Below are 21,572 nucleotides of genomic sequence, written 5' to 3' on the forward strand. Positions count from 1 at the left end.
ATTAATTTTTATAAAACTTCGTATTGAAAATTCTTCCATTGCTCAATTCAATTTTAAGGATATAGATACCAGAGGGAAAATCATCCACATTTAATTTAATTGTATGATTATTCATATCCTTAGAATCAGCAATATTCATCATTTTTTTACCATCAATGCCAACTATGTCAACACTTACTTTTTCAGCACGATTGAGCCTGATATCCATCGTGAGTTCATTTTCTGCAGGATTTGGATAAATATTGATAATTTCTCCTTCGCCAAGCCCTTCAAAACCTGATACTTCAGTTATTAGTAAATTCTTGGTGATTTGATCAATACAACCATTTGAATTAGTTGAAGTAAGTCTAACGTTTTTAATCCCAATATGTAAATAGGCGTGTACGGGGTTTTGTTGGGTTGAGCTTGTTGAATCCCCAAAATCCCATAGCCACGAAACCGCTCCGACAGATAGATCGGTAAATGTGACGATACTTTTATTGATCGCTGTGTTAAAATTGGCATTGGGGCCAGCATTGACATTTATACTTGCTGAACCTGTAAAATTATTAGTAGAGCAACCATTGTTGTCATTTAAGGTAAGTATTGAATAGGTACTGGTACTTGAAGGATTTACGTCTATGATTGCGCCATCCGGTAAATTATTGAAGGTTCCAAGTCCATTATTGATACTAATATCATAAGGCCCTGATCCACCACTTGCATTAAATGTTATACTGGCAGTATCTCCTTCACAAATAGTGGCAGTTCCGCTCAGGGATGCTGAACTCGGATTGGCATTGACTGTGATGGTCGCGTTTCCGGTAATGGCCGGATTTGGAGCTGTCACAATTTTGTTGGTATCCGATACGGAAACTATGGTATATGTTGTTGCACCAATTCCGGGATTAACCGTCTCAACATGCAGACTGTTTACATTATTCAATGTAAAGTTATTGGTACCATCGGTGTAAACTACATCATATGGAGGTGTACCTGTCAAATTGAAAGTCAAATTGGCACTTGTTCCATCACACACCTGACTTGTACCGGAGATACTTGCTGTGGTAGGAGGTACCCTTACAATAAAATCATTTGCACTAGTAGCAATACCAACTGCGTTTTGCACTTGTATTTTTCCGGTAGTTGCACCTGGAGGGACTGTTGTATTTATTTCGATGCCCTGTGGTTGAGTAAAGCTTGTTACGGGGGTACTATTGAAAAACACCTGCTGAACCGTTCCAAGATTAGAACCAAAAATAACGACAGGATCTCCTACAAACCCGGAGTCGGGTGAAAATGTATTTACGGTTGGCAATTGTGTGGTAACATTAAAACTGCCTGCACTTACATCAGAACCAATGGGTGTTGTAACTGTAATCGGGCCGGAAGTAGCATTAGCAGGTACATTTACTCTCAATGAATCATCACTAATTACTGTAACTGCAGCTGTTGTCGTATTGTTGAAAGTTACGGAACTAGCTCCAGTAAAATTATCTCCGGTGACATAGACCAATTGGCCAATAGGACCAGAAGCAGGAGCAAATGATGTAATGGTTGGTGGTGGGGCCAAAACCTGAATCCCATAATCCTCTGTTTCTCCAAAGGCATAAGTCGCACAAGGACCAATTACACCGCCATCCGTGGCAATAACACGAAGACCGGTACGATCCAAAGGCGCATTTCCGGGTACGGTAATTGAAACGGTTCCTGTTCCTGAAGGTCCTAAAGCTTTAACCAGATATTCCTCACCCGGATCAACGAAGTCCCCATCTCTGTTCCAATCGATAAAGGCCTTTACTTCATGGTTTGGAGCAGTTCCTCCGCTGCAATGTCCGGTAGTTACCGACAAAATATAGGTACTGTCTTGGGTAACATTGGCAAAAGTTGTGTTAAAGGATGAATAGCCTGTACATTCATTGGCAGTGTTTTTATTGACATTGGTTAATGTCATATTTTGAATTTCTGTTCCGGAGGTGTTGCTGGCCTGAGACTGGCAATAGGTGATGCCAAGACAACCATAATAGCCGGCATCAACAGCATTTGTTGAATCCATTAAATTTGGTCTGTGTTGAGTAATTGCTGCCTGCATTCTGTTTTTCTGGTCATTGGTAAACATGTTGAAGCAATTGTCACTTCCGTAATCCATGTAATTATTAATGTTATTTGGAGTACCACATGAATTAGCAGGGTTGCAACCGTTGGGTGAGGCACTCTGTTGCGGTGGGGTATCACAAATAAAATCTCCGGTAGTATTGCAATTGCCTGAAGGGCAAGAGCCTTGTGGCTCAAATACATGTAAAAGATTCAGCCAATGCCCGGCCTCATGTGCAAGTACTGTTCCTGAACTAATCGCAGGAAAAACAGTTCCCGCAGTACCAATATCACCAATTGCATGGTGAGCTATATAAATTGAATTAAATTGATCTCCGCCATTATTATTGGCAAGGTAAGTATATCCTATTGTTCCACCGGTACCAATACTTGTGACCACATAAACATTTAAATATTTTGTATAATCCATAGGAGGGAATGTATTGGATAACTGAGGTCCAACGTTGTGAACTGTTAAAGAACTTTGATGTCTTTCAATTCCATCAATGCAATTGCCATTTGGATCCTTTTGAGCCAAGAAAAACTCAATCTTGGTATCTACTCCATTTCCAAAACCCGGCGTTCCGGGAATTTTTCTATAAGACTCATTTAGAATTCTTATTTGACTTTCTATTTGGGCCTGAGAGATATTTTCAGCACCACCATTGTGTACAACAATGAAATTAACAGGAATGCGAATTACACTATCGCTAAATGGAACAGAAGATGCCTTTCTATTTAATAATAGACCGGAATTTTCCAGATCAACTTTATTTCTATAGGCGGGATCGGTTTCGTACTTCTCATGAGCAAGCTCTGAGGTATAACACAAACGATAACCATCCTTATTCAGAGGTGTAGATTCTGAAAAAGGGTTTGTCTGAGCTAATAATGAAAGGCTAAAGAATAAAACTATTGAAGTATTAAGTAGCAGTTTAAATCTCATAGTATTGAATTAATTATCCTATAAAAATAGGAATTTCAATTATGAATTACACAAACAATTAGTTGCGCTAAACAAGGCTATAAAAAAAAGCCCAAACTCCACATGGAGTTTGAGCCTTATTTGAAAGGATCTTAAAATTACTTTTTGTAGATTTTTGAATTTAATACACGACCATCTTCTGTACTTAATTTAAATATATAAATTCCAGAAGGGAAATGCTCCAGTTTAAATAAATAATTATGTTCAGCAGCTTTTACATTTGAGTTTTGAATTGCAACCTGCTCTGAACTAACATTGTAAATTTCTATTTTAATATTCTGCTCTGAATTCAATTGAATTCTGAATTGGACTTGATTCTCAACAGGATTAGGGTATAGTTCAAAACTCTCTCCTGCAAGAAGACCCCGTATGGATGAAATCTCTGATATTGTTATGATTTCGGAATAGGTATTTGAGCAGGATTGGTTGTTTGTGCTTGTTAATGAAACGGTAAATTGTCCTGTAGTCAAATAAGCATGAACCGGGTTTTGTTGTGTTGATGTATTGCCATCTCCAAAATCCCATAAATAGGAACTCGCTCCGGAAGTTGAGTTGTTAAATGTTACTATTCCTTTATTGATAGATTTCAGGAAAAATGAATTTGGACTTTGGGTCACATTAAAACTGGCGGTAGATGAAAAAACCGTTGTCATACAACCGTTGGCATCCGAAACATTTAAAAGCGTAAATGTTGAAGTATCAGAAGGTGTAACAAGAATATCAGAATTATTTGCAACACCTAAAATTGAACCGACCCCATTATTAATTTCAATATCGAATGGACTTGTACCTCCATTGGCAGAAAAGTTAATGATACTTGTATCACCTTCACAAATGGAACCAGTACCGCTTAAAGTAGCATCATTTGCACCGGTAAACAAAGCAGTAATTTCAGCGCTGCCACTTAAAGATGGATCCGGAGCAGTTTTGGTAGAATCCTGATCAGTAACTGATACAATGGTATATGTAAATGTGCCCTGGGCTGCTGTGATAACCTCCGTATGAGGATTGCTGGCACCGGTAATTGTGAAATTATTGCTACCATCGGTAAAAACAATGTCAAATGGAGGATTTCCTGTTAAATTAAATGTTATAGTGGCATCTTCTCCCACGCAGACTGTGTCTGAACCCGATATAGCTGCAGTTACAGGACATCCGTAATATCCTGCAGAAACCGCATTCATTGAATCGAGTAATAAAGGCCTGTATTGAGTCACCTGGGCAATCATTCTGTCTTTTTGTCCCTGTGTGTAACGGTCCATACACAAATCATTGGTATAGTCCATATAGTTTTGAACCATGTCATTGGCATCACCGCCTAAAATACTAATATTCTCTGCGCAGGAATTTGCATTTGTGTTGCATGTAAAATTAGGTTGGTTGACCGGTGGAGTATCACAAACACCATCACCGGCACTTCCGGGGTTTGTAGCATTGCTAAAGCAATTAGAATCAGTCATACCGGTACAAGAACCATTAAAAGTATGTCTTAAACCCAACCAATGGCCTACTTCATGTGTGGTTGTTCTTCCAAAGCCATAGGAACCCGAGCCCGATGTCCCCTGATCTCCGAAATATTGATCGGCGATTACCACACCATCCAAATTGGGTTGACTTAAAATAGATGCAGGCAAATAAGCATATCCCAATGTACCTCCCGATAAACTATTGACAACATAGATATTCAGGTATTTATTCGGATCCCAATTCGGCGAAGTTGATTTAATGGCTGCATCGGAACCATTATTAGTGTTTGAACTCTGCACTCTTACTATTCCATCCGTACATTGACCGTTTTCATCTTTTCTCGCAAGAAAAAATTCAAATTTTGTATCTACGCCAGGACCAAAGCCATTGGTGCCGGAAATTCGACGAAAATCCTCATTCAAAATTCTAATCTGACTTTCAATCTGTGCTTTCGAAATATTTTCTGATCCATTATTGTGAATCACATGAACCACTGTAGGAATGCGAATTACACTATCTCCAAATAGTCTTGCAATGATTGCGCCTGAATTTCTGGATTGATTAAATACTTCGTAATCAACGGTATTTCTAAAGGTAGGATTTTGCTCGTAAAGCGAATGTGCAATTTGTTCGGTATAACATCTGTGAACACCTGAAGGTGTTTTTGGGATATCCTTACTAAAAGGGTTTACTTGTGCCTTTACAGTTGAATTTGAAAAAATAAAAGCAAATAGGAGAAAAAGATATTGTCGAATCATGATGAATAATTAGGCATAAAAAGCTGTGAAAATAGCAAATTATTCGGTCAGAATATGAGTTAAATAACAATGAATTTGGTTATTTAATTAAATATATCAGGGCTGATATTAATCCCGAACTATGATATAAACGTCTTCAGGTTGACAATCTTCACATAATGGCTCCGAATTTAAAGTGGCCGAGAATTCTCTTAATTCCACACCGCAACAATCGGAATTGTCCAAAATATAATCAGTTCTTAACGTATCCGTGATGGTGGTATCGCTTGTTATTGTTCTGATTAAATACCGGAGGTGTACGTTATCCACGCTAAATTGAAAAACGGGAATGGTATCAAATAATTTAACGCTAATTTCCTTTTGCAAATTTGATATGGCACCCGGATTACTGCCCAAAACTTTGATTGAATCCTTATCGATTTGATTGAGTTCATAAACCATATCAAAACCATTGGAATTTAATACCCTGAAACTGAATAATGCAGAACGACCTGAACAATCGGATTCATCGCAAGTATCCTGACAGGAAAGCATCAGGATGGCGATGATTACTAACACGAATAAATTTCTCATTTAATGCCTTTAGATCGTAAAATTATGAAAATACCCTTTATAATACCTATCGATCATACCAAGAGTTTCTTTTACTCAATTTCATATCCTGCAAAATCGAAGCCTTAACATTTATGTCAAATGTAAAGGAAGCTCTTCTCGATGGAAAAGGAATCCAGTTCAAACTCATCTGCCAACAATGTAAATCCCGATATATGGATATGCTTGTTGTTGAAAATTCACCCTTTGTGATATCCAAAGCAGATCTAAACCCGACTTTCCATTTATTTGTGAGTTTAACATCTCCATTAAACTGAAGATTCTGAGTTACCACTGCTTCTTCAAAACCATTTTTACTGCGATTAAGTGTGTACCTCAAACCCAGGTTCCACGGAATGGTAAAATCTACATAGAGGTCGGGGTTTTCTTCAATATATCTAAGTTCTTCTTGCTCCTGAATGGTTAATTCTTCCAGAGGAATTTCATCTTCAAGCGATTCTTCTTCCGGTTTTGCTCCGCCTTTAAAGGATTTGGGATTAAATTTCGTACTTATGTTTACGCTGTATCGCCTCACCTGTTGGCTTAGTTTAAAACCTTCATTCCAAAAGTATCTTTCGCGTTTGGTTTGATAAACCACATCATCTACTATGGAATCCAATTTGTAAACATAGGGGTCAATGGTAGCATTACTGTTAATGTCGAAAGGGCCGATTTTGGTTCGGGCTGTTACATTAAAGTTACTAAACCCAAACTCTTCCGCTGCGAAGTTGTATCCGGAAGAAATATTCAGGTTTTCCAGAAGTTTTACTTTATCAAAACTGTCGGTTGTATCTTTTTTCTTTTTGACTTTGGCTTCCAGGATGTTTGTAAGACTAAAATTTAAACTGGCACTTTCACCTGCAGCAGGAACACCAAATATTCCATTTTGAAAAACCGATAAATTTTTCGTTTCACCTGTGGTATCATTTATTATGACTTCCTGATAGGCATTTGATGTTTTTGAAAAATCAGGACGGTATGAACCGGAGATATTGGGGATCATTGTATGTCTGATGGCCTCCAAACCTTTAAATTTTGGAAAAAAGAAAGTTCCATAAAGACGGGTTGTAACACCAGTTGAAGTACTCCATTCTCCGGTTCTGAAAAATCCATCGAGTGTATCTACACGTATTCCTTCATTTCTGAAATCATCGAAATACTCTAATTTCTGAAAATACCAGCGCTCAGTATAATTGAAACCGGGATTCAGATTAAAATACTTCATTATTTTCATACTTGTACTAATGGGAATGGTATGTCTGGCACCAATTCTTTTTCTTTCCCACATTAAGTCAAAATTATCTCCATTTGCTTTAAATACATCGCTATCCGTTCCTTCCCGCTCATTGACACCATTTCTCACATCAATTCCCTGCACACTTGTCGTATTAATTAATCGATTGTCCAATTGATTTCTAAAAGTTCCGTTGTAGCTGATATTGAATTTATTGAGGGGTTCAATTTTCCGAAGAGGTCGAATCTTCTTAAAAGGACTTTGTCTTGCCATCGATAAGTTAAAATCAGGTAAGGTAACATCCATAACCCCAGTTCTTGTATTTTGTGATTGTCTTAATGATGAGTTGAATGAAAAAGGCGTATTTCTAATGGCCTTGCTATAGGAAATATTCGAATTAAACGTGGCAGTCTGTAACTCATCAATATTAAATGAATTCCGCTGGTTGTAATTTTGTGAACCCAGACTTACATCTGCGCTAAATCGCCCACCGTAAGTTCCTTTTTGAACCGGGCTATGTCTCCATTTTAGCCAGAAATCTTCGAGAATTGTTTCTTCATCGTCTTCGCCCTGAATCCTTTTATTAAATCTAAAGTTGAGATTGCCATCAAATCCATAGCGTTTTTTGTAGGTATTGTTAAACTGGGTCCCCCAGGATCCATTGGTATAAATTTCTCCGAGAAACTTTAGTCCCATATAATCTCCGACGGCCCAATAATAGCCCCCATCTCTCAAAAAGAATCCCCTGTCCGATGATTCACCGTATTTTGGAATTATTACACCGGAGGCTTTTTCCTTGGGAATTGGAAACATTCCAAAAGCAAATCCAATTGGCGTAGGCACATCATTGATTACAAGATTAAAAGGGCCCGTGATCACGCGTTTTTCGGGTATCATTTTAATTTTTCTTGCCCTAATTCTGAAATGCGGATCGGGCAGGTTGCAGGTAGTGTATAAGGCATCATCGATAAAAGATTCATTTTTTTCATTCACTTTTACTCTTTCACCATGGACAAAACCTTCACCTTGTTGTGTAATTACACCGGATACTATGCCCTTTTTAGTTTTGAAATTATAGCGGATTTTGTCGGCTTCAAAAGTTTGACTTCCTTCTTTAAAAACCGGTTTGCCGACTTTCTCACCTGCAGAATCCAAAGTATAATTCGCTTCAAGCTCATTTAATTCCCAGTTGATAGCGATTTCATCTGCTTCAAGCTCAATATCGCCATAAGTTACTTTAGCATCGCCGTACAGAAATGCCTTTTTGTTTAGAATATTTGTAACGATTGAATCTCTTGCACTGTAAAATACTGTCGATTTAATATCACTTTTAGGACTGGCAATACTATCGCTTTTTATACTGTCAGCGCTTAATGTATCAACATTAAGCAGACTGCTGTCAAAAACACTTATATTAGTATTGTCAATAATTAGGCTGTCAGTTTCGTTTTGAATAGGAATAGGCTTAATTTCACTCTCGTCCTCAAGGCTTTGAGAATAACCGACAATGGTGAGGAGGCATAGTAAAATTAGAGCTGTTATTTTCAAAAACAGGGTTTTCAGATTAATTAAAAATTTACAATTTTGCGTAATACTCAAGAACAACACCAAATTACCGGGACTAAGGTGCGCAAAAATATTGCCGTCATTTCCATTTTAACAATTTTTTTTACCCTGGGGGCATTTTCTTTCTTAAATCCTAAACAGGTAAAAGTCGTAAAAATTGTAATTGACCCCGGTCATGGGGGCAAAGATCCCGGCTGCATTGGAAAAATTTCCAATGAGAAAGACGTTGCCCTGGACGTCTCGCTGGAACTTGGAAAAATAATTAAAGAATATCTTCCCGACGTAAAAATTTATTTTACACGTTCAGATGACCGATTTATCGGATTGTATGAACGAGCCAAACTTGCCAATGTTAATGATGCAGATCTTTTTGTTTCCATTCACTGCAATGCCGACCCTCAAAAAAGAGCCTATGGAACGGAAACCTGGGTTATGGGAATAAATAAAAGCGATAAAAATTTAGAGGAAGTTGTGATTCGTGAAAACTCAGTAATTCTCTTGGAAGAAGATCATGTGGAAAATTACGATGGCTTTGACCCAAAATCACCCGAATCCTATATACTTTTCAATCTATATCAAAGCGCTTATATCAATAACAGCCTCAACCTTGCGGGAAAAATAGAAGGCCAATTTAAAGATCGAGTTCAGCGGCACAGCAGGGGTGTAAAACAAGCAGGTTTCCTGGTTTTGTGGAAAACTTCAATGCCAAGTGTGCTTGTAGAACTGGGCTTTCTTACCCATAATCAGGAGGAGCGCTATCTTAATGATGATCTCGGACAAACTTATTTAGCCTCAGCAATTTACAGAGCAATTAGAGATTATAAGCAGGATATCGAATCAATGAATTAATTTAGCGCTGTGAAATTTAATAAAGAAATTAAGATCGGCATTTTAGCCCTGGTATCGATCTCCATACTATATTTTGGATTTAATTTCCTCAAGGGTTCCGACTTCCTGACAAGCAATCATACTTATTATGCCTATTATGAAGAAATAAGTGGTTTAACAGTATCAAATCAGGTCTTGGTCAATGGATATTCTGTAGGTCGTGTTTCTAGCATATCAATCGAACAAGGTGAAAATACACGTGTAAAAGTAAGTCTCGATGTTTCAAAAGAAGTGATCGTAGGTAAAGATGCTGTCGCTTTATTAATGGATACGGATTTACTTGGCGGCAAAGCAATCGAATTACAGACCGGAGATATTAAAAATCCTGCTAAAAATTACGATACCATCCAGGGACGAATGGATAAAAGCCTCCCCGAAGTATTTGCAGATAAAGCCATGCCCATTGTGGAAGGATTGGATTCTACCATTACCAATATCAACGAATTTTTTAAGTCATATGCCTTCGCCTCAAAGGAAATTCAGGAAATGTTTGTCCAGGCCAAAGAGCTAATGGCAGCATCTCAAAAAATTGTATATGAAAACCGACAAAACCTAAAAGCCATTTCGGACAATTTGAAATCGAGTACGGATGAATTTAAAAAGAGCTCAGAGGACGTAAGAATAATTCTTGAAAATATGCGCTCCGTATCGGATAGCCTGACTCAAATTGAAATCAATAAGACTTTAAAATCACTCAACCGTTCTCTGGTTTCAATGGATTCCATTACCACACAAATCTCCTCCGGTGAAGGCTCCCTGGGTAAATTGGTTTACAATGATTCCCTTTATGATAATCTCAATGCTGTGTCTTCAGATTTGGATAAACTATTGATCGACTTCAGAGAAAAACCCAAACGCTACGTACATTTTTCAATTTTTGGTAAAAAAGATAAGTAATACAGCAAATTAGTCCTCTTATTGACTAATTGAGTAATTCAAATGACTAATATTGATCCCTGATGAGTGATCAGGAAAAATCAATTGTATTCATACCCGATATCAGCGGTTTCAGTCATTTTGTCAATAGCACAGCGATTTCTCATAGTGAGCACATCATTTCAGAACTGTTAGAGCTCATAATTGAACAGAATTCTTTGGGTATGGAGGTTTCAGAAGTTGAAGGGGATGCGGTATTGTTTTACAAGGAAAAACAAGTACCTGAGTTTCAACAACTGATTGAACAAGCAGAACAAATGTACATTGCTTTTCATGCGCATTTATTGCAATATGAAAAATACCGAATTTGTACTTGTGGAGCCTGTACCTCTGCTTCAAAATTAAGTTTAAAATTTGTGGCTCACTCGGGAGAACTTGGATTTTTAAATATTCAGGGGAAGAAAAAACCTCATGGAAACAATATTGTAATTCCTCATAGATTATTAAAAAATAACATTTCCTCTTCTTCCTATGTGTTACTTTCTGAAAGCCTTTTCACGAGCTATCAACTCGACGAAAATTGGCAAAAAGATCAATATGAATACGAAGGCACGGGGATTTTAAAATACTATTATCGCGATTTAAATTATTTAAATTCAAAAATTCCCGAACCCATTTCGTTTAATCCACCCGACAGGATTGATAATCCGATAAAAGACAGCTTAATTATAAATGCGGATATCAATAATCTGATAGAGTACATCGCCAATTTTTCATTTCGCTCAATTTGGCAAAAGGGCGTAGATCGCTTGGAATACAATCCTAATGAGGTCAATAGGCTGGGAACATCACATATCTGTGTAATAAACAAAAAAGAATTTCAATTTGAGACTGTGGCCACTGATATTTCTGATCAACACAGAGTTATAGGTGAGAAGAACAAAAATCCTCCTTTTTTTAAGGAATTATTGAGCTATTACATTCTTGATCAAATGGAAGATGGAGTTAAATTAAGTGTCGAAATTCACTATTTTCAAAAAAATATTGTTTCCAGATTGATGACACCTATACTTAAAATGATTTTGCTTAAAAATCTTAGAAATAGTATTAAGTCATTAAAAAGTTATGCAGAAAATAATTAATGTTAAATGTCAAAAATAGCTTTAGTAACGGGAGGGAATAGAGGCATCGGATTTGAAGTATGTCGGCAATTGGGGCAAATGGGTTTCAAAGTGATTATTGGAGCCAGAAAAGTTGCGGATGGTAAAAAAGCAGCAGAAATCCTAAAAGCGGAAAATCTTGATGTGACTTTTCAACCTTTGGATGTACAAGACGAGGATCAGATAGGTTTTATCGCTGCCTGGATGGAAATGGAATTTGGAGCTTTGGACGTGCTTGTAAATAATGCAGGAATTGGTGTGGGTAATAAAGGACTTGTTGATGTTGACCTTGATGAGATTCGAAAAATAATGGAAATCAATTTTTACGGACCAATAAAAATGTCACGAATGTTTATCCCCCTTCTTAAAAAAAGTAAAGGCCGGATAATTAATGTTTCAAGCGGAATGGGTGCTATTTCGGATATGGGCACAGGCTATGCCGGATATAGATTGTCAAAGGCAGGCTTGAACGTACAAACCATGTTGCTGGCTAATGAGCTGGAACCTTATGGTGTAAAGGTAAATTCTGTTTGTCCGGGTTGGGTAAAAACCGAGATGGGTGGAAGCTCAGCTCCCAGAGATGTAATTCAGGGTGCAGATACCATTGCCTGGCTGGCATCAGAAGAAAATATCCCGAATGGCAAATTTTTAAGAGACAGAAAAGTTATAGACTGGTAATCAGAAAGTAAAAAATTCTTCTCTAATCAATTCCAGTTCCAGAACCTCTTCATCAACACCTGATAAAACTTTTATTCTTAAGTCATTCCCACTGGGGATGAGTGATTCTGATAAAAATTGTTCACAATAATCTTCAAACCCGGCATCTGAAAGATTGAACTCATTTAGCTCCAGAACCTTGTCACCTGGCCGCAACCCATAATCATAAGCCTGACTTTCAATGATAACGGTTGCAATAATCCATTGGCCATTTCTGTATTTTAGTTTAAATCCAAATTCTTCTTTGGAAGGCTGTATATCTTTTTGTTTATGTAAATAAATGACTTTGTCCTTGTAATTTATCTGAACTTTGAAGTTGTCCCAGACCCGATTGCCAATGGTTCTATCGGAGTATTCCGAACATTTTATCCAATAAGGGCCAAGACTTGAATTACCTATGAGAAGCGGATTTGTATAACGAAAATACGCGGTGTCAAAAGTGGAACCAAAAAGAGCGGAATTTTCCCATCCATAAGATTTTACCTGTTTAAATGTATTCAACAAATCTTCCGGTTTTAAATGAACTCCGCCATTACTTCCAAGATCAAAAGTGATATTGTTTTTAATTTCAGTGCCAAGCCCGAGTTTAATTTTTGGTATTTTCTGGAAGTCCGGATTAAAATCCAATTTTATATCTGCATCATGTTGATCTTCAAAAGTTTTAGAATCGCTGAAATTTATTATTCGTTTTTGATAGTCAATTTCCCAGTTGAGTTTTGCCATTAAATTGCTTCCAATAATCCCATCAATATTTAGACATTTTATTTCTTCTGAAGCATTCAGATCTGATACTGCTGCAATTGATTTGCTTACAGTAATTCCTGCAATTTCAATTTCATCGATATAAACGAAGTCGAGAATATGCCGGACACCGCGACTATCCATTGTGCCATTTCTGAGTTTAACCTTCTGTTGCAATTCTTCTTGCAAATCCTGCGATATGATGTTCGGGGCACCGGAATCAAAAAGCAAACGTCTCTCCTTCCCGGCAATGGTCGCATTTACAATTATCAGATGATTGGGGTATTCGAAATTAATCGACTTTGAGAAATTGCGAGACTGTACCTTTCCTTTTTTTAAATAATACTCAAGACTGCAAGAGCTCAGTAAAAATAATAGAATAGTAAAATGAACAAAATGAAATTTTTTTAAAAGTATTCTTTTCAAATCTTCTTCTTTGAAATTTTTGGATAAATATCTTTTAATTTAAGAAGAGCCGCAGAACCGTACCATTCCCTCAGGTCCATAATCAATGACCCAGCTTTAATGGCCGGATCGGTAGACGTGAGTTCTTTTGCCTCCTGAATGGATTGAACATCAAATATATAAATCCCTCGAATTTCACCATCGCCAAAAAACGGACCGGCTAGAACCAATTTTCCTGCTTCTGCAAGCTGTGTGATATTATCGAGATGAGCTCTTTGCAATTTGGCCCTTTCTTCTTTGTCTTCACTTCTGTTAGGTCCTTTTCTCAAAAAAGCCATGACATATTTTTTCATTCCGTAATCATCAGCGCCTAATTCTTTTGCAAGTACAGAATCGTATTCCGGATTGTTGTTTTCCAACTGCTCCTGGGCACACATTGGTGCCGATACAAATATTAGAAATGCGAAAAATAGATAATCCAACTTCATGTATATAAAATTTTCAAACTGAAATTAAACCTATCAAAATAGAAATATAAAAGCTTTTTAAATAATCCGTTCATAAGACAAGGTTTTCAAATACAATGAGTAAAACTCTCAAATTGGAATTGCGATGGAACAATATTAAATTTATCCACGTTTTAACACATAATTAAAACAGTACTTATAAAATCGCTTTGAGAGCAGTTATATCAACCATAGCATCAATATACTTATTCTTTAACCTTGGTTTTGGAATAAATCAGCATTACTGCATGGGACTATTGAAAGATGTTTCATTCGGTCACGAAAGCCATGAATGTTGCTGTGGAGAAAGCGAAATGATGGAGGGCTGCTGTAAAGACGTTCATGTTAGTCTTTCCATTGAGCATGACCAAATTCAAAACCATTTTCAAAGTATTGATCCTGATTGGAAATTTGAAAAGCTTGTTTTCATCTTAAGTGATGTTTTATTTTCTAAGAATAATGCTTTGGAGATACCTCAATATACAGGACCTCCTCCCAAAAAATCCAATTCGAGAATTTTTATTCAATCCCTGGTATTATACGCATGATATAAAATTTAAATATCTGAAAATCAAGTATTTAAATTTAAATTATATCATCATGTATAAATCAATATTATTTTTCATTTTAGGTCTTTTTATTACAATTAATTCCTATTCGCAGGATAAAAAAATAATTGAAACAGCATTTAATGTCAGCGGAGTATGTGAAATGTGCAAAGCCAGGATTGAAAATGCGGCTCTTTTAAATGGAGTTAAAAAAGTTAATTGGGACAAAAATTCCCAGACCTTGCATATCATCTACCGTAAGGATAAAGTGGAATTAATGGATATCCATAAGGCTGTAGCTGCTGCCGGACACGACACTTCAGAATTAAAAGCCAATGATGAAGCTTATAAAAAAATTCCTGCTTGCTGTTCCTATAAGGATGGAGTAAAAGTTCACTGATATGCGAATCTTTTTCTTATTATTTCTACTTGTGATTCTTTCACAGTCAGGATACACGCAGGAAATACTCAAGGGTAAAGTTGGCGGTGATTATGCAGAGGGAGGCAAAGGACCGCTTGCAGGAGCCAATGTTTTTTGGCTGAATTCAAAAATTCAAACGACTACAGATCCTGAGGGCTTGTTTGAAATTGAAAAACCTGATTCGGTGCGCTATCTTATTACAAGTTTTGTTGGTTATGAAACAGATACAATCGATACAAAAGGTAAAGATTTTATTCATAATCATAAAATGCTTTCAGGCTTACTCGAGGAAGTTGAAATTGAACACAGAGTAGGAGGATTGGAGGTTAACACGCTTGACCCATTGAATGTCAGCTTGGTCAGTGAAAGGGAATTACAGAAAGCGGCATGTTGTAACCTGAGTGAAAGTTTTGAAACCAATCCGAGCATTGATGTTTCATTTTCCGATGCAATTACCGGTACACGTCAAATTCAAATGCTCGGACTTTCCGGTCCCAATATTCTTATTACCAGAGAAATGATTCCCGATCTCAGGGGAATCGGTGCTGTCAATGGATTGCAGTTTTACCCCGGCACCTGGATTCAAAGTATGCAGATAAGCAAGGGAAGTGGATCTGTTGTAAATGGTTTTGAAAGTGTTGTGGGACAAATCAACATTGAACTCAAAAAAGCTGAATCTGGCAAAAAGGCCATGATGAATGTTTATGGCAATGCAGGCTCGGCCATGGAATTCAATGGAGATGTCAGGTCTGATATTAGCAAGAGGGTAAGTACGGCATCCATGATTCAATTGCGAAATCTATCAATCGAAAATGATAATAATTCCGATGGCTTTCGCGACATGCCCCTTTCAAATAAACTGATTGCTTTAAACCGCTGGAAGTTTGATTGGGGTAAGGGATATTTTAGCCAGGTAGGTGTCAGAGCATTATTCGTTGATAATGAAGGTGGACAATTATCCGGAAAGATCAATGAAAACCACGGAGTATGGCGACTGAATCATATGACACAAAGAATGGATGTATGGGCAAAAACTGGAAAAATATGGCAAGGAAAACCATGGAGGAGTACCGGTATTCAATTGAATGGAACCTTCCACGAACAAAATTCTAATTATGGAATGAGAACCTACGATGCCCGACAGAGAAGTCTTTATTTCAATTGGATTTATCAATCAATTATTTCCAATACCGCTCATGTGGTAAAAATGGGACTGAGTTATCAGCAGGATAATTTTAATGAACAAGTCGATTCAATAGATTTTTTGAGAGATGAATATGTGCCGGGTCTTTTTACAGAGTATACTTTTTTGCCAAATGATCGTTTTACGTTGGTAGTTGGACTTCGAGCGGATCACCATAATTCATACGGTACTTTTTTAACGCCAAGACTGCATTTACGGTATGGCATTTTTGAAAAAACCACTATTAAACTATCCGCTGGAAGATCATTACGCACGGCTAGTATTTTTGCAGAAAACCAACAAATTTTTGCTTCGGCTCGCGATATCAGAGTATTTTCTCAAAATGAATCAAGTCCCTATGGCCTTGATGCAGAAGTATCCTGGAACTATGGAATAAATCTGATTCAAAAATTTGAACTGGATTACAGAGAAGGCGCATTGATTCTTGATTTGTATCGTACAGATTTTGAGAATCAAATTGTAGTAGATTACGATCGAAGTCCACAGCAGGTATTATTTTATAATTTGAATGGGCGTTCTTATTCGAACAGTATTCAGGCCCAATTGGATTACGAATTGATCAACCGGCTGGACATGCGCCTGGCCTATCGCTGGTACGATGTAAAAACGCAATATCATTTTGACATTCTTCAAAAACCCTTGATTTCTCAACACAGGGCATTTATCAATCTTGAATACAAAACAAGGAATTACTGGAGTTTTGATTGGACCCTCAACTGGAATGGAAGCAAGCGTTTGCCTTCAACCCAAAGTAATCCTGAATCATTCAGGCTAAGAGCGAATTCACCAGATTTTTACTTAATGAATGCTCAAATTACCAAAACCTTTAACGAACGTTTCGACATTTATTTAGGATCTGAAAATATTTTAAATTTCCGTCAGTCGAACCCGATTATTTCTGCTGATGACCCTTATGGAGAATATTTTGATGCTTCCTTAGTTTGGGCACCTGTATTTGGGCGAATGGTATATTTGGGCGCTAGATTGAAATGGTTATAACTTGAATTAGGCCTTCGGGATTAACTAAACTCTGACACCCAGTACACAAACATCATCCAGTTGATCTTGATTGCCTTTCCAATCATCAAATTCTTTGCTTAATACATTTTTCTGTTCGTGAATGTCGGATTCCACCAGATTCAAAACCAATTGTTTAAGTGGTTTATAACGGTATTTTTTATTTTTTGGTCCTCCAAACTGATCGGCAAAGCCATCGGACATTAAATAGAATAACTCACCTTTTTTAAATTTGATATGATGTTTGGTAAATGGCTTTTGATGACTTGAAAATCCAATCGGTTGTTTATCGCCTTTTATTTCGGCCAGTACAAATTGTTCGCTTTCCATTATTTCAATCGCCTCTGATCGCTTTTCCCGAATGATGTAAATAGGATTGTTGGCGCCGGCCCATTCTGCTTCCAAAGTATTTAGATTGAGAGCGATGAGCGAAATATCCATTCCATCTTTGCTGTCTTCGATATCTTCTGACTGACTTAATTGATTGACAATTTTTTCCCTCAATTGATTTAATATCAAATCAGGGGTAATGTGAACCTCCGTACTTATGATCTCATTTAGATAAGCAGTCCCTAACATCGTTAAAAATGCTCCTGGCACACCATGGCCTGTACAATCTGCCACAGCCAGATACCACCAGTTATCCTGCTTCACGCTCCAGTAAAAATCACCGGAAACTATATCCCTTGGCCTGAAAAAGACGAAATGTTCCGGAAGTACGGGCGCTACGGTTTCTTCTTCTTTTAATAATGCATTTTGAATTCTGCTGGCATATCGAATGGATGAAAGTATTTCAAGGTTCTTCTTTTCAATGATCATTTTCTGATCTTCAATTTCCCGCCTCTGTTTTCTTGAAAGCCTCAAGGCACGATAAATAAAAAATGATACGACTATTACTATAAAAATGATGGCGCTGAGAAACAATTGTCCCATCCTTTGTCTTTTTAATTCCTCCTGATCTAGGGCCAATTGTTTTTGATATTCAGCATCTTGCAAAGCCTGCTTTTTTTCATATTCGTATTTTGCTTCCTGGCGGCCTATTTCCTGTTGTTTTTCCTGTGAAAAAATACTGTCTTTCAGATTGGTATATAATTCGTGATAGACCAAAGCGCTGTCGTATTTCTTAATGGATTTGTATGTGTCATACAAATGATTGTAATGGTACAATTGATTTTGCTTCGCGCCGATTTCCTGAGACATCTTAAGTGCCTGCAAAAAAGCATTAATCGCTTTGCGGTATTCCTGATTAGTAAAATAGATAGCTCCAAGAGTGCTATAGGATTGCATAATATTGTAGGGACTGTTTATTTGTCTGGCTATTTTTATGCCTTTTTTCAGGTAGTATTTGGCTGAATCCTGAAGACTGTTTTTTACATCATCAATATTGGCATATTGATATAAATCGTGAAATGTATTAAGAGAATCAAGGGGAAAGCTATAAAGATGATTTAAGATTTCGGCAATGTTTTGGTAGATAATGCTAAGCCCGTTATAGTCTTTGTATTGTAATTTGTATTCGGCCGATTTCTTAAAAAAATACAGGGATTTGGTAAATTTTCCCTGGTTGGCGTAAATCCCACCAATATTGGTATAGCCGTAGGATAAACTCTTAATATCATTGAGCTTTTTAAAAATATGTATGGCACGCTCATAATAATGTAAGGCAGTATCAAATTCCTGCTGATAATAATAAATGATTCCAATATTGGTCAGGGCGCCACCGATGCGTTGATCATCATTCAATTTTTCCAATACTTTTAAGCCTTCGTGCAACAATTCCAACGCTTTTGAATAATCCGAACGCTCTGAGTAAACATTACTTTGATTTACCAAAACTGTACCCTTTAACGATTCCAGATCAAAGGAGTCGGCAATTTCAAGGGCCCGCTCAAAAAATGCAATAGAGGAATCGTATTGCGACTTTGCCAGGCCAATGGTACCCATAATATTGTATGCTTTCCCACGGCCTTTGTGCCAGTTTATATTTTGAGATAAGGCAAGCGTTTTATCGGCGTAAATTTGAGATTCTTCTATTTCTCCAATGAATTTGTATTCATAGGCCAGGTCATGCAAATGATTTACCGTATTGCTGTCTTCTTGTGTTACATCCAAAATTTTAAGCAATGAATCGATGTTGGGATTGGATTCTAATTCACTGATATTCTCTTGTCCAAATAAAGGCAGCAAAGGAAATAAAAGAAGCGTTGACAGAATTGCATTGAATCTCATATACAGGCTTATGGATTCAATTTATAAAAAGCATTCCTATTTAAGAATTATTCATTGCCCTTTTAGCTTGAGCGATATGTCTTAATTCATGGTTTAACAGAAATAAAAAACAAACCCCCAATCTCAATTTTAGCCAGGATAAAGCACTTTGTACTTTTATTTTGTTGATATCCAGGTCTTTAGAATTTTGAATAAAGCCCCTTAACTTTTCATGGAATTCAAAAAAACGATCAAACACCTCTTCTTTATTGAGATTATCCAATTTACCGGGTTCGAAAAAGTCAAACGTTTTCATCGGCATTTTTGCTTTTCCGTTTGATTTTAAACCGACTGAGCTGACCATTATATCTCCAAATAGTCCTGCTTTATATTTTTTTTGAGGGTTTTTAGGTACATCATTTAATGCCTTATTCAAATTGGGAATATAGACCTGGTAGGTTTGATTTAAATGATCAATGCATTCCAATGCGCTCCACTTTTCAGCAGAGGGCTTTTTCTTGAGCAGATGAGCATCCAATTGCTGCCATTTTTTTAAAATGCTATTTACCTCTTCCCAGTTTTTTTCTAATTCGGAGAAATACAATTGGATTTCCATTTTTATAATTTTTACAAATCAACAAATCACATTCAATATCTCTCTTGATCCAAATCAAGAAATACGTTTGGCTCGCATCCGGCTAAATGTTTCAGGGCTCATGCCCAAATAGGAAGCGAGGTATTTTTGAGGAATTTGCAATAATGGTTTTGGAGCTCGTTTCATAAAGGCTTTAAAGCGCTCTTCGGCAGTGCAGCTTTGCATTTCTATTTCTCTTTTAATCCGGCCAAAGAGAATGTCTTTTAAAAACTCAGAATACCATTGAAATAGCATTGGAATTTGTTCAAAACTACTTTGCCAGTCCTCATAATTGATTCTTAAAAAACTTGAAGGACTAATGCTTTCAACATAGAATTCAGACTTTTCCAGATACAGAAAAGATTGAAAATCACCGGAGAAACTTCCTTCAAAAGAAAAACCCAAAATATGTTCTTCGCCTTTCTTGTCAATAAAATATAATTTTTGCACACCCTGTATCACAAAATAGAAATAGGGGTCTATGGCACCGGCTTTTACCAAAAATTCACCCGATTGCATTGAAAAAGGCTGCCATTTATTCAGAAAATGAGCTAGTTCTATTTCATTTAGCTCAACAGACTTTTTAATTAAGTTGGCAAGTTTTTCCCTGGCATCATTCATCAAATTCTTCTATTAAAACTCCCATTTTACCCATTTGATAATCTCGCATGGCCTGCATGATTTGGCTTTGAGTATTCATTACAAATGGTCCATAAGTTTCCAATGGTTCGTTCAAAGGTTTGCCTGCCAGCAAAATGCCGCGAAAATCCGATTCGGTCTTTAGATGAATGGTATCTCCATCATTTTTAAACCAAACAAGATTTTTTCCCTCAACAGGAAATTTCTTATTGAATTCTACAGCTCCATCCAATAGGTAAATAAATGAGTTATAACCATCGGGAATTCTAAATAGGTATTCTTTATCTTTTTTAAAGTTTAAACGTAAAGCAATAATTTCCGAATTGCTCTGAACAGGGCCTTTTATGCCCTCGAATTCTCCTGAAACTACTCTTACCGATTTTCCCTCGGCACTTGAATCTGTCAATGGTGTTGAAGCTTCGTCCAGCGCCTGATAATTGGCAGGATTCATTTTTTTATCGGCCCTTACATTGATCCAGAGTTGAATTATTTCCTGGTACCCACCTTTTTCAATCAGAGCTTTGGACGGTCTTTCGCTATGAATTATTCCCTGACCCGCGTCGACCCATTGGGTACCACCTTCCTTAATAATGCTGCTATTTCCAAGTGAATCTCTATGGTGAACATCGCCTTCAAAAATAAAAGTAACCGGGCTAAAGCCCCGATGTGGATGGGGGCCAATACCTACATCATTGGCTCTTCTATTTTGTGGCACTTTTACTCTGGCATGATGCAAAAGAAGAAAAGGATCTATTTGCTCTACATTTTGTGTAGGAATAGGCTGCAGTACGGGAAAGCCGCCCATATCTACAGGGTGTGCCGGAAGGATTTTGTGAATTAGCTTAAACTCTGCCATAATTCTTTTTTTTATTTAAACCTTTGCAAAGACAAAATGATTTATTTCAAAAACAAAATGGACCTTTTAAAGATATCA

General features: G+C 37.0%; 17 protein-coding genes. 7 read left to right on the plus strand and 10 right to left on the minus strand.

Annotated features, from left to right (window positions below; translation table 11 throughout):
- Window position 1 precedes the first annotated feature (1 nt).
- The 4 genes from HZR84_12650 to HZR84_12665 all read right to left on the minus strand — a co-directional run bounded on the left by HZR84_12650 (window position 2) and on the right by HZR84_12665 (window position 8,656).
- A complete protein-coding gene (locus tag HZR84_12650) occupies window positions 2-3,019 on the minus strand; it encodes a T9SS type A sorting domain-containing protein (GenBank protein QNL22753.1) in 3,018 nt (1,005 codons plus the stop codon).
- A 137-nt stretch (window positions 3,020-3,156) separates the two neighbouring features.
- Entirely contained in the window at window positions 3,157-5,283 is a 2,127-nt protein-coding gene (locus HZR84_12655) for a T9SS type A sorting domain-containing protein (protein ID QNL22754.1), read from the minus strand.
- A gap of 108 nt (window positions 5,284-5,391) precedes the next feature.
- A complete protein-coding gene (locus HZR84_12660; protein QNL22755.1) occupies window positions 5,392-5,856 on the minus strand; it encodes a hypothetical protein in 465 nt (154 codons plus the stop codon).
- 46 nt (window positions 5,857-5,902) lie between these two features.
- Window positions 5,903-8,656, minus strand: a complete 2,754-nt coding sequence (locus HZR84_12665) for an LPS-assembly protein LptD (GenBank protein ID QNL22756.1) — start codon at window positions 8,654-8,656, stop codon at window positions 5,903-5,905.
- Between the two features lie 63 nt (window positions 8,657-8,719).
- Here HZR84_12665 and HZR84_12670 point away from each other — a divergent pair, with 63 nt between their 5' ends.
- From HZR84_12670 to HZR84_12685, 4 genes are all read left to right on the plus strand, one after another.
- On the plus strand, window positions 8,720-9,523 hold the full coding sequence (locus tag HZR84_12670; GenBank protein QNL23261.1) for an N-acetylmuramoyl-L-alanine amidase: 804 nt from the start codon (window positions 8,720-8,722) through the stop codon (window positions 9,521-9,523).
- 9 nt (window positions 9,524-9,532) lie between these two features.
- Window positions 9,533-10,459 carry an MCE family protein gene (locus HZR84_12675; protein ID QNL22757.1) on the plus strand — a complete coding sequence of 309 codons (927 nt, stop codon included), beginning with the start codon at window positions 9,533-9,535 and terminating at the stop codon, window positions 10,457-10,459.
- A 62-nt stretch (window positions 10,460-10,521) separates the two neighbouring features.
- A complete protein-coding gene (locus HZR84_12680; GenBank protein ID QNL22758.1) occupies window positions 10,522-11,580 on the plus strand; it encodes a DUF2652 domain-containing protein in 1,059 nt (352 codons plus the stop codon).
- 6 nt (window positions 11,581-11,586) lie between these two features.
- Window positions 11,587-12,276, plus strand: coding sequence for an SDR family oxidoreductase (locus tag HZR84_12685; GenBank protein ID QNL22759.1), 690 nt, complete (start codon window positions 11,587-11,589; stop codon window positions 12,274-12,276).
- On the opposite strand, the gene HZR84_12690 is transcribed toward HZR84_12685, so the two are convergent.
- Together HZR84_12690 and HZR84_12695 are read right to left on the minus strand one after the other, a co-directional pair.
- Complete coding sequence (locus HZR84_12690) at window positions 12,277-13,482, minus strand: aspartyl protease family protein (GenBank protein ID QNL22760.1); 1,206 nt, start codon at window positions 13,480-13,482, stop codon at window positions 12,277-12,279.
- Window positions 13,479-13,949 (minus strand): hypothetical protein, encoded by a 471-nt coding sequence (locus tag HZR84_12695; protein ID QNL22761.1) that lies wholly within the window; start codon window positions 13,947-13,949, stop codon window positions 13,479-13,481. The genes HZR84_12690 and HZR84_12695 overlap by 4 nt, the downstream gene beginning before the upstream one ends.
- A gap of 188 nt (window positions 13,950-14,137) precedes the next feature.
- Here HZR84_12695 and HZR84_12700 point away from each other — a divergent pair, with 188 nt between their 5' ends.
- Genes HZR84_12700 through HZR84_12710 form a run of 3 tightly spaced genes read left to right on the plus strand, consistent with a single transcriptional unit; the run spans window position 14,138 to window position 17,139 of the window.
- Window positions 14,138-14,515, plus strand: a complete 378-nt coding sequence (locus HZR84_12700; protein ID QNL22762.1) for a hypothetical protein — start codon at window positions 14,138-14,140, stop codon at window positions 14,513-14,515.
- 52 nt (window positions 14,516-14,567) lie between these two features.
- Complete coding sequence (locus HZR84_12705) at window positions 14,568-14,915, plus strand: cation transporter (GenBank protein ID QNL22763.1); 348 nt, start codon at window positions 14,568-14,570, stop codon at window positions 14,913-14,915.
- 1 nt (window position 14,916) lies between these two features.
- Window positions 14,917-17,139 carry a carboxypeptidase-like regulatory domain-containing protein gene (locus HZR84_12710; GenBank protein ID QNL22764.1) on the plus strand — a complete coding sequence of 741 codons (2,223 nt, stop codon included), beginning with the start codon at window positions 14,917-14,919 and terminating at the stop codon, window positions 17,137-17,139.
- 24 nt (window positions 17,140-17,163) lie between these two features.
- On the opposite strand, the gene HZR84_12715 is transcribed toward HZR84_12710, so the two are convergent.
- Genes HZR84_12715 through HZR84_12730 form a run of 4 tightly spaced genes read right to left on the minus strand, consistent with a single transcriptional unit; the run spans window position 17,164 to window position 21,494 of the window.
- Window positions 17,164-19,386, minus strand: a complete 2,223-nt coding sequence (locus HZR84_12715; GenBank protein ID QNL22765.1) for a tetratricopeptide repeat protein — start codon at window positions 19,384-19,386, stop codon at window positions 17,164-17,166.
- Between the two features lie 40 nt (window positions 19,387-19,426).
- The gene (locus tag HZR84_12720) at window positions 19,427-19,981 is read right to left on the minus strand and encodes a DinB family protein (GenBank protein ID QNL22766.1); all 555 of its coding nucleotides are present in this window, start codon (window positions 19,979-19,981) and stop codon (window positions 19,427-19,429) included.
- A 54-nt stretch (window positions 19,982-20,035) separates the two neighbouring features.
- Window positions 20,036-20,620, minus strand: coding sequence for a Crp/Fnr family transcriptional regulator (locus HZR84_12725; protein ID QNL22767.1), 585 nt, complete (start codon window positions 20,618-20,620; stop codon window positions 20,036-20,038).
- Window positions 20,613-21,494 carry a pirin family protein gene (locus HZR84_12730; GenBank protein QNL22768.1) on the minus strand — a complete coding sequence of 294 codons (882 nt, stop codon included), beginning with the start codon at window positions 21,492-21,494 and terminating at the stop codon, window positions 20,613-20,615. The genes HZR84_12725 and HZR84_12730 overlap by 8 nt, the downstream gene beginning before the upstream one ends.
- Between the last annotated feature and the right edge of the window lie 78 nt (window positions 21,495-21,572).

The sequence above is a fragment of the Hyphobacterium sp. CCMP332 genome, assembly GCA_014323545.1.
Taxonomy (GTDB): Bacteria; Bacteroidota; Bacteroidia; order Cytophagales; family CCMP332; genus CCMP332.

Excerpts from the sequence above, each read along its gene's own strand:
- HZR84_12725 (QNL22767.1), bottom strand. The coding sequence starts at position 20,620 with ATGAATGATGCCAGGGAAAAACTTGCCAACTTAATTAAAAAGTCTGTT.
- HZR84_12710 (QNL22764.1), top strand. The coding sequence starts at position 14,917 with ATGCGAATCTTTTTCTTATTATTTCTACTTGTGATTCTTTCACAGTCA.
- HZR84_12730 (QNL22768.1), bottom strand. The coding sequence starts at position 21,494 with ATGGCAGAGTTTAAGCTAATTCACAAAATCCTTCCGGCACACCCTGTA.
- HZR84_12680 (QNL22758.1), top strand. The coding sequence starts at position 10,522 with ATGAGTGATCAGGAAAAATCAATTGTATTCATACCCGATATCAGCGGT.
- HZR84_12655 (QNL22754.1), bottom strand. The coding sequence starts at position 5,283 with ATGATTCGACAATATCTTTTTCTCCTATTTGCTTTTATTTTTTCAAAT.
- HZR84_12705 (QNL22763.1), top strand. The coding sequence starts at position 14,568 with ATGTATAAATCAATATTATTTTTCATTTTAGGTCTTTTTATTACAATT.
- HZR84_12720 (QNL22766.1), bottom strand. The coding sequence starts at position 19,981 with ATGGAAATCCAATTGTATTTCTCCGAATTAGAAAAAAACTGGGAAGAG.
- HZR84_12695 (QNL22761.1), bottom strand. The coding sequence starts at position 13,949 with ATGAAGTTGGATTATCTATTTTTCGCATTTCTAATATTTGTATCGGCA.
- HZR84_12715 (QNL22765.1), bottom strand. The coding sequence starts at position 19,386 with ATGAGATTCAATGCAATTCTGTCAACGCTTCTTTTATTTCCTTTGCTG.
- HZR84_12650 (QNL22753.1), bottom strand. The coding sequence starts at position 3,019 with ATGAGATTTAAACTGCTACTTAATACTTCAATAGTTTTATTCTTTAGC.
- HZR84_12685 (QNL22759.1), top strand. The coding sequence starts at position 11,587 with ATGTCAAAAATAGCTTTAGTAACGGGAGGGAATAGAGGCATCGGATTT.
- HZR84_12660 (QNL22755.1), bottom strand. The coding sequence starts at position 5,856 with ATGAGAAATTTATTCGTGTTAGTAATCATCGCCATCCTGATGCTTTCC.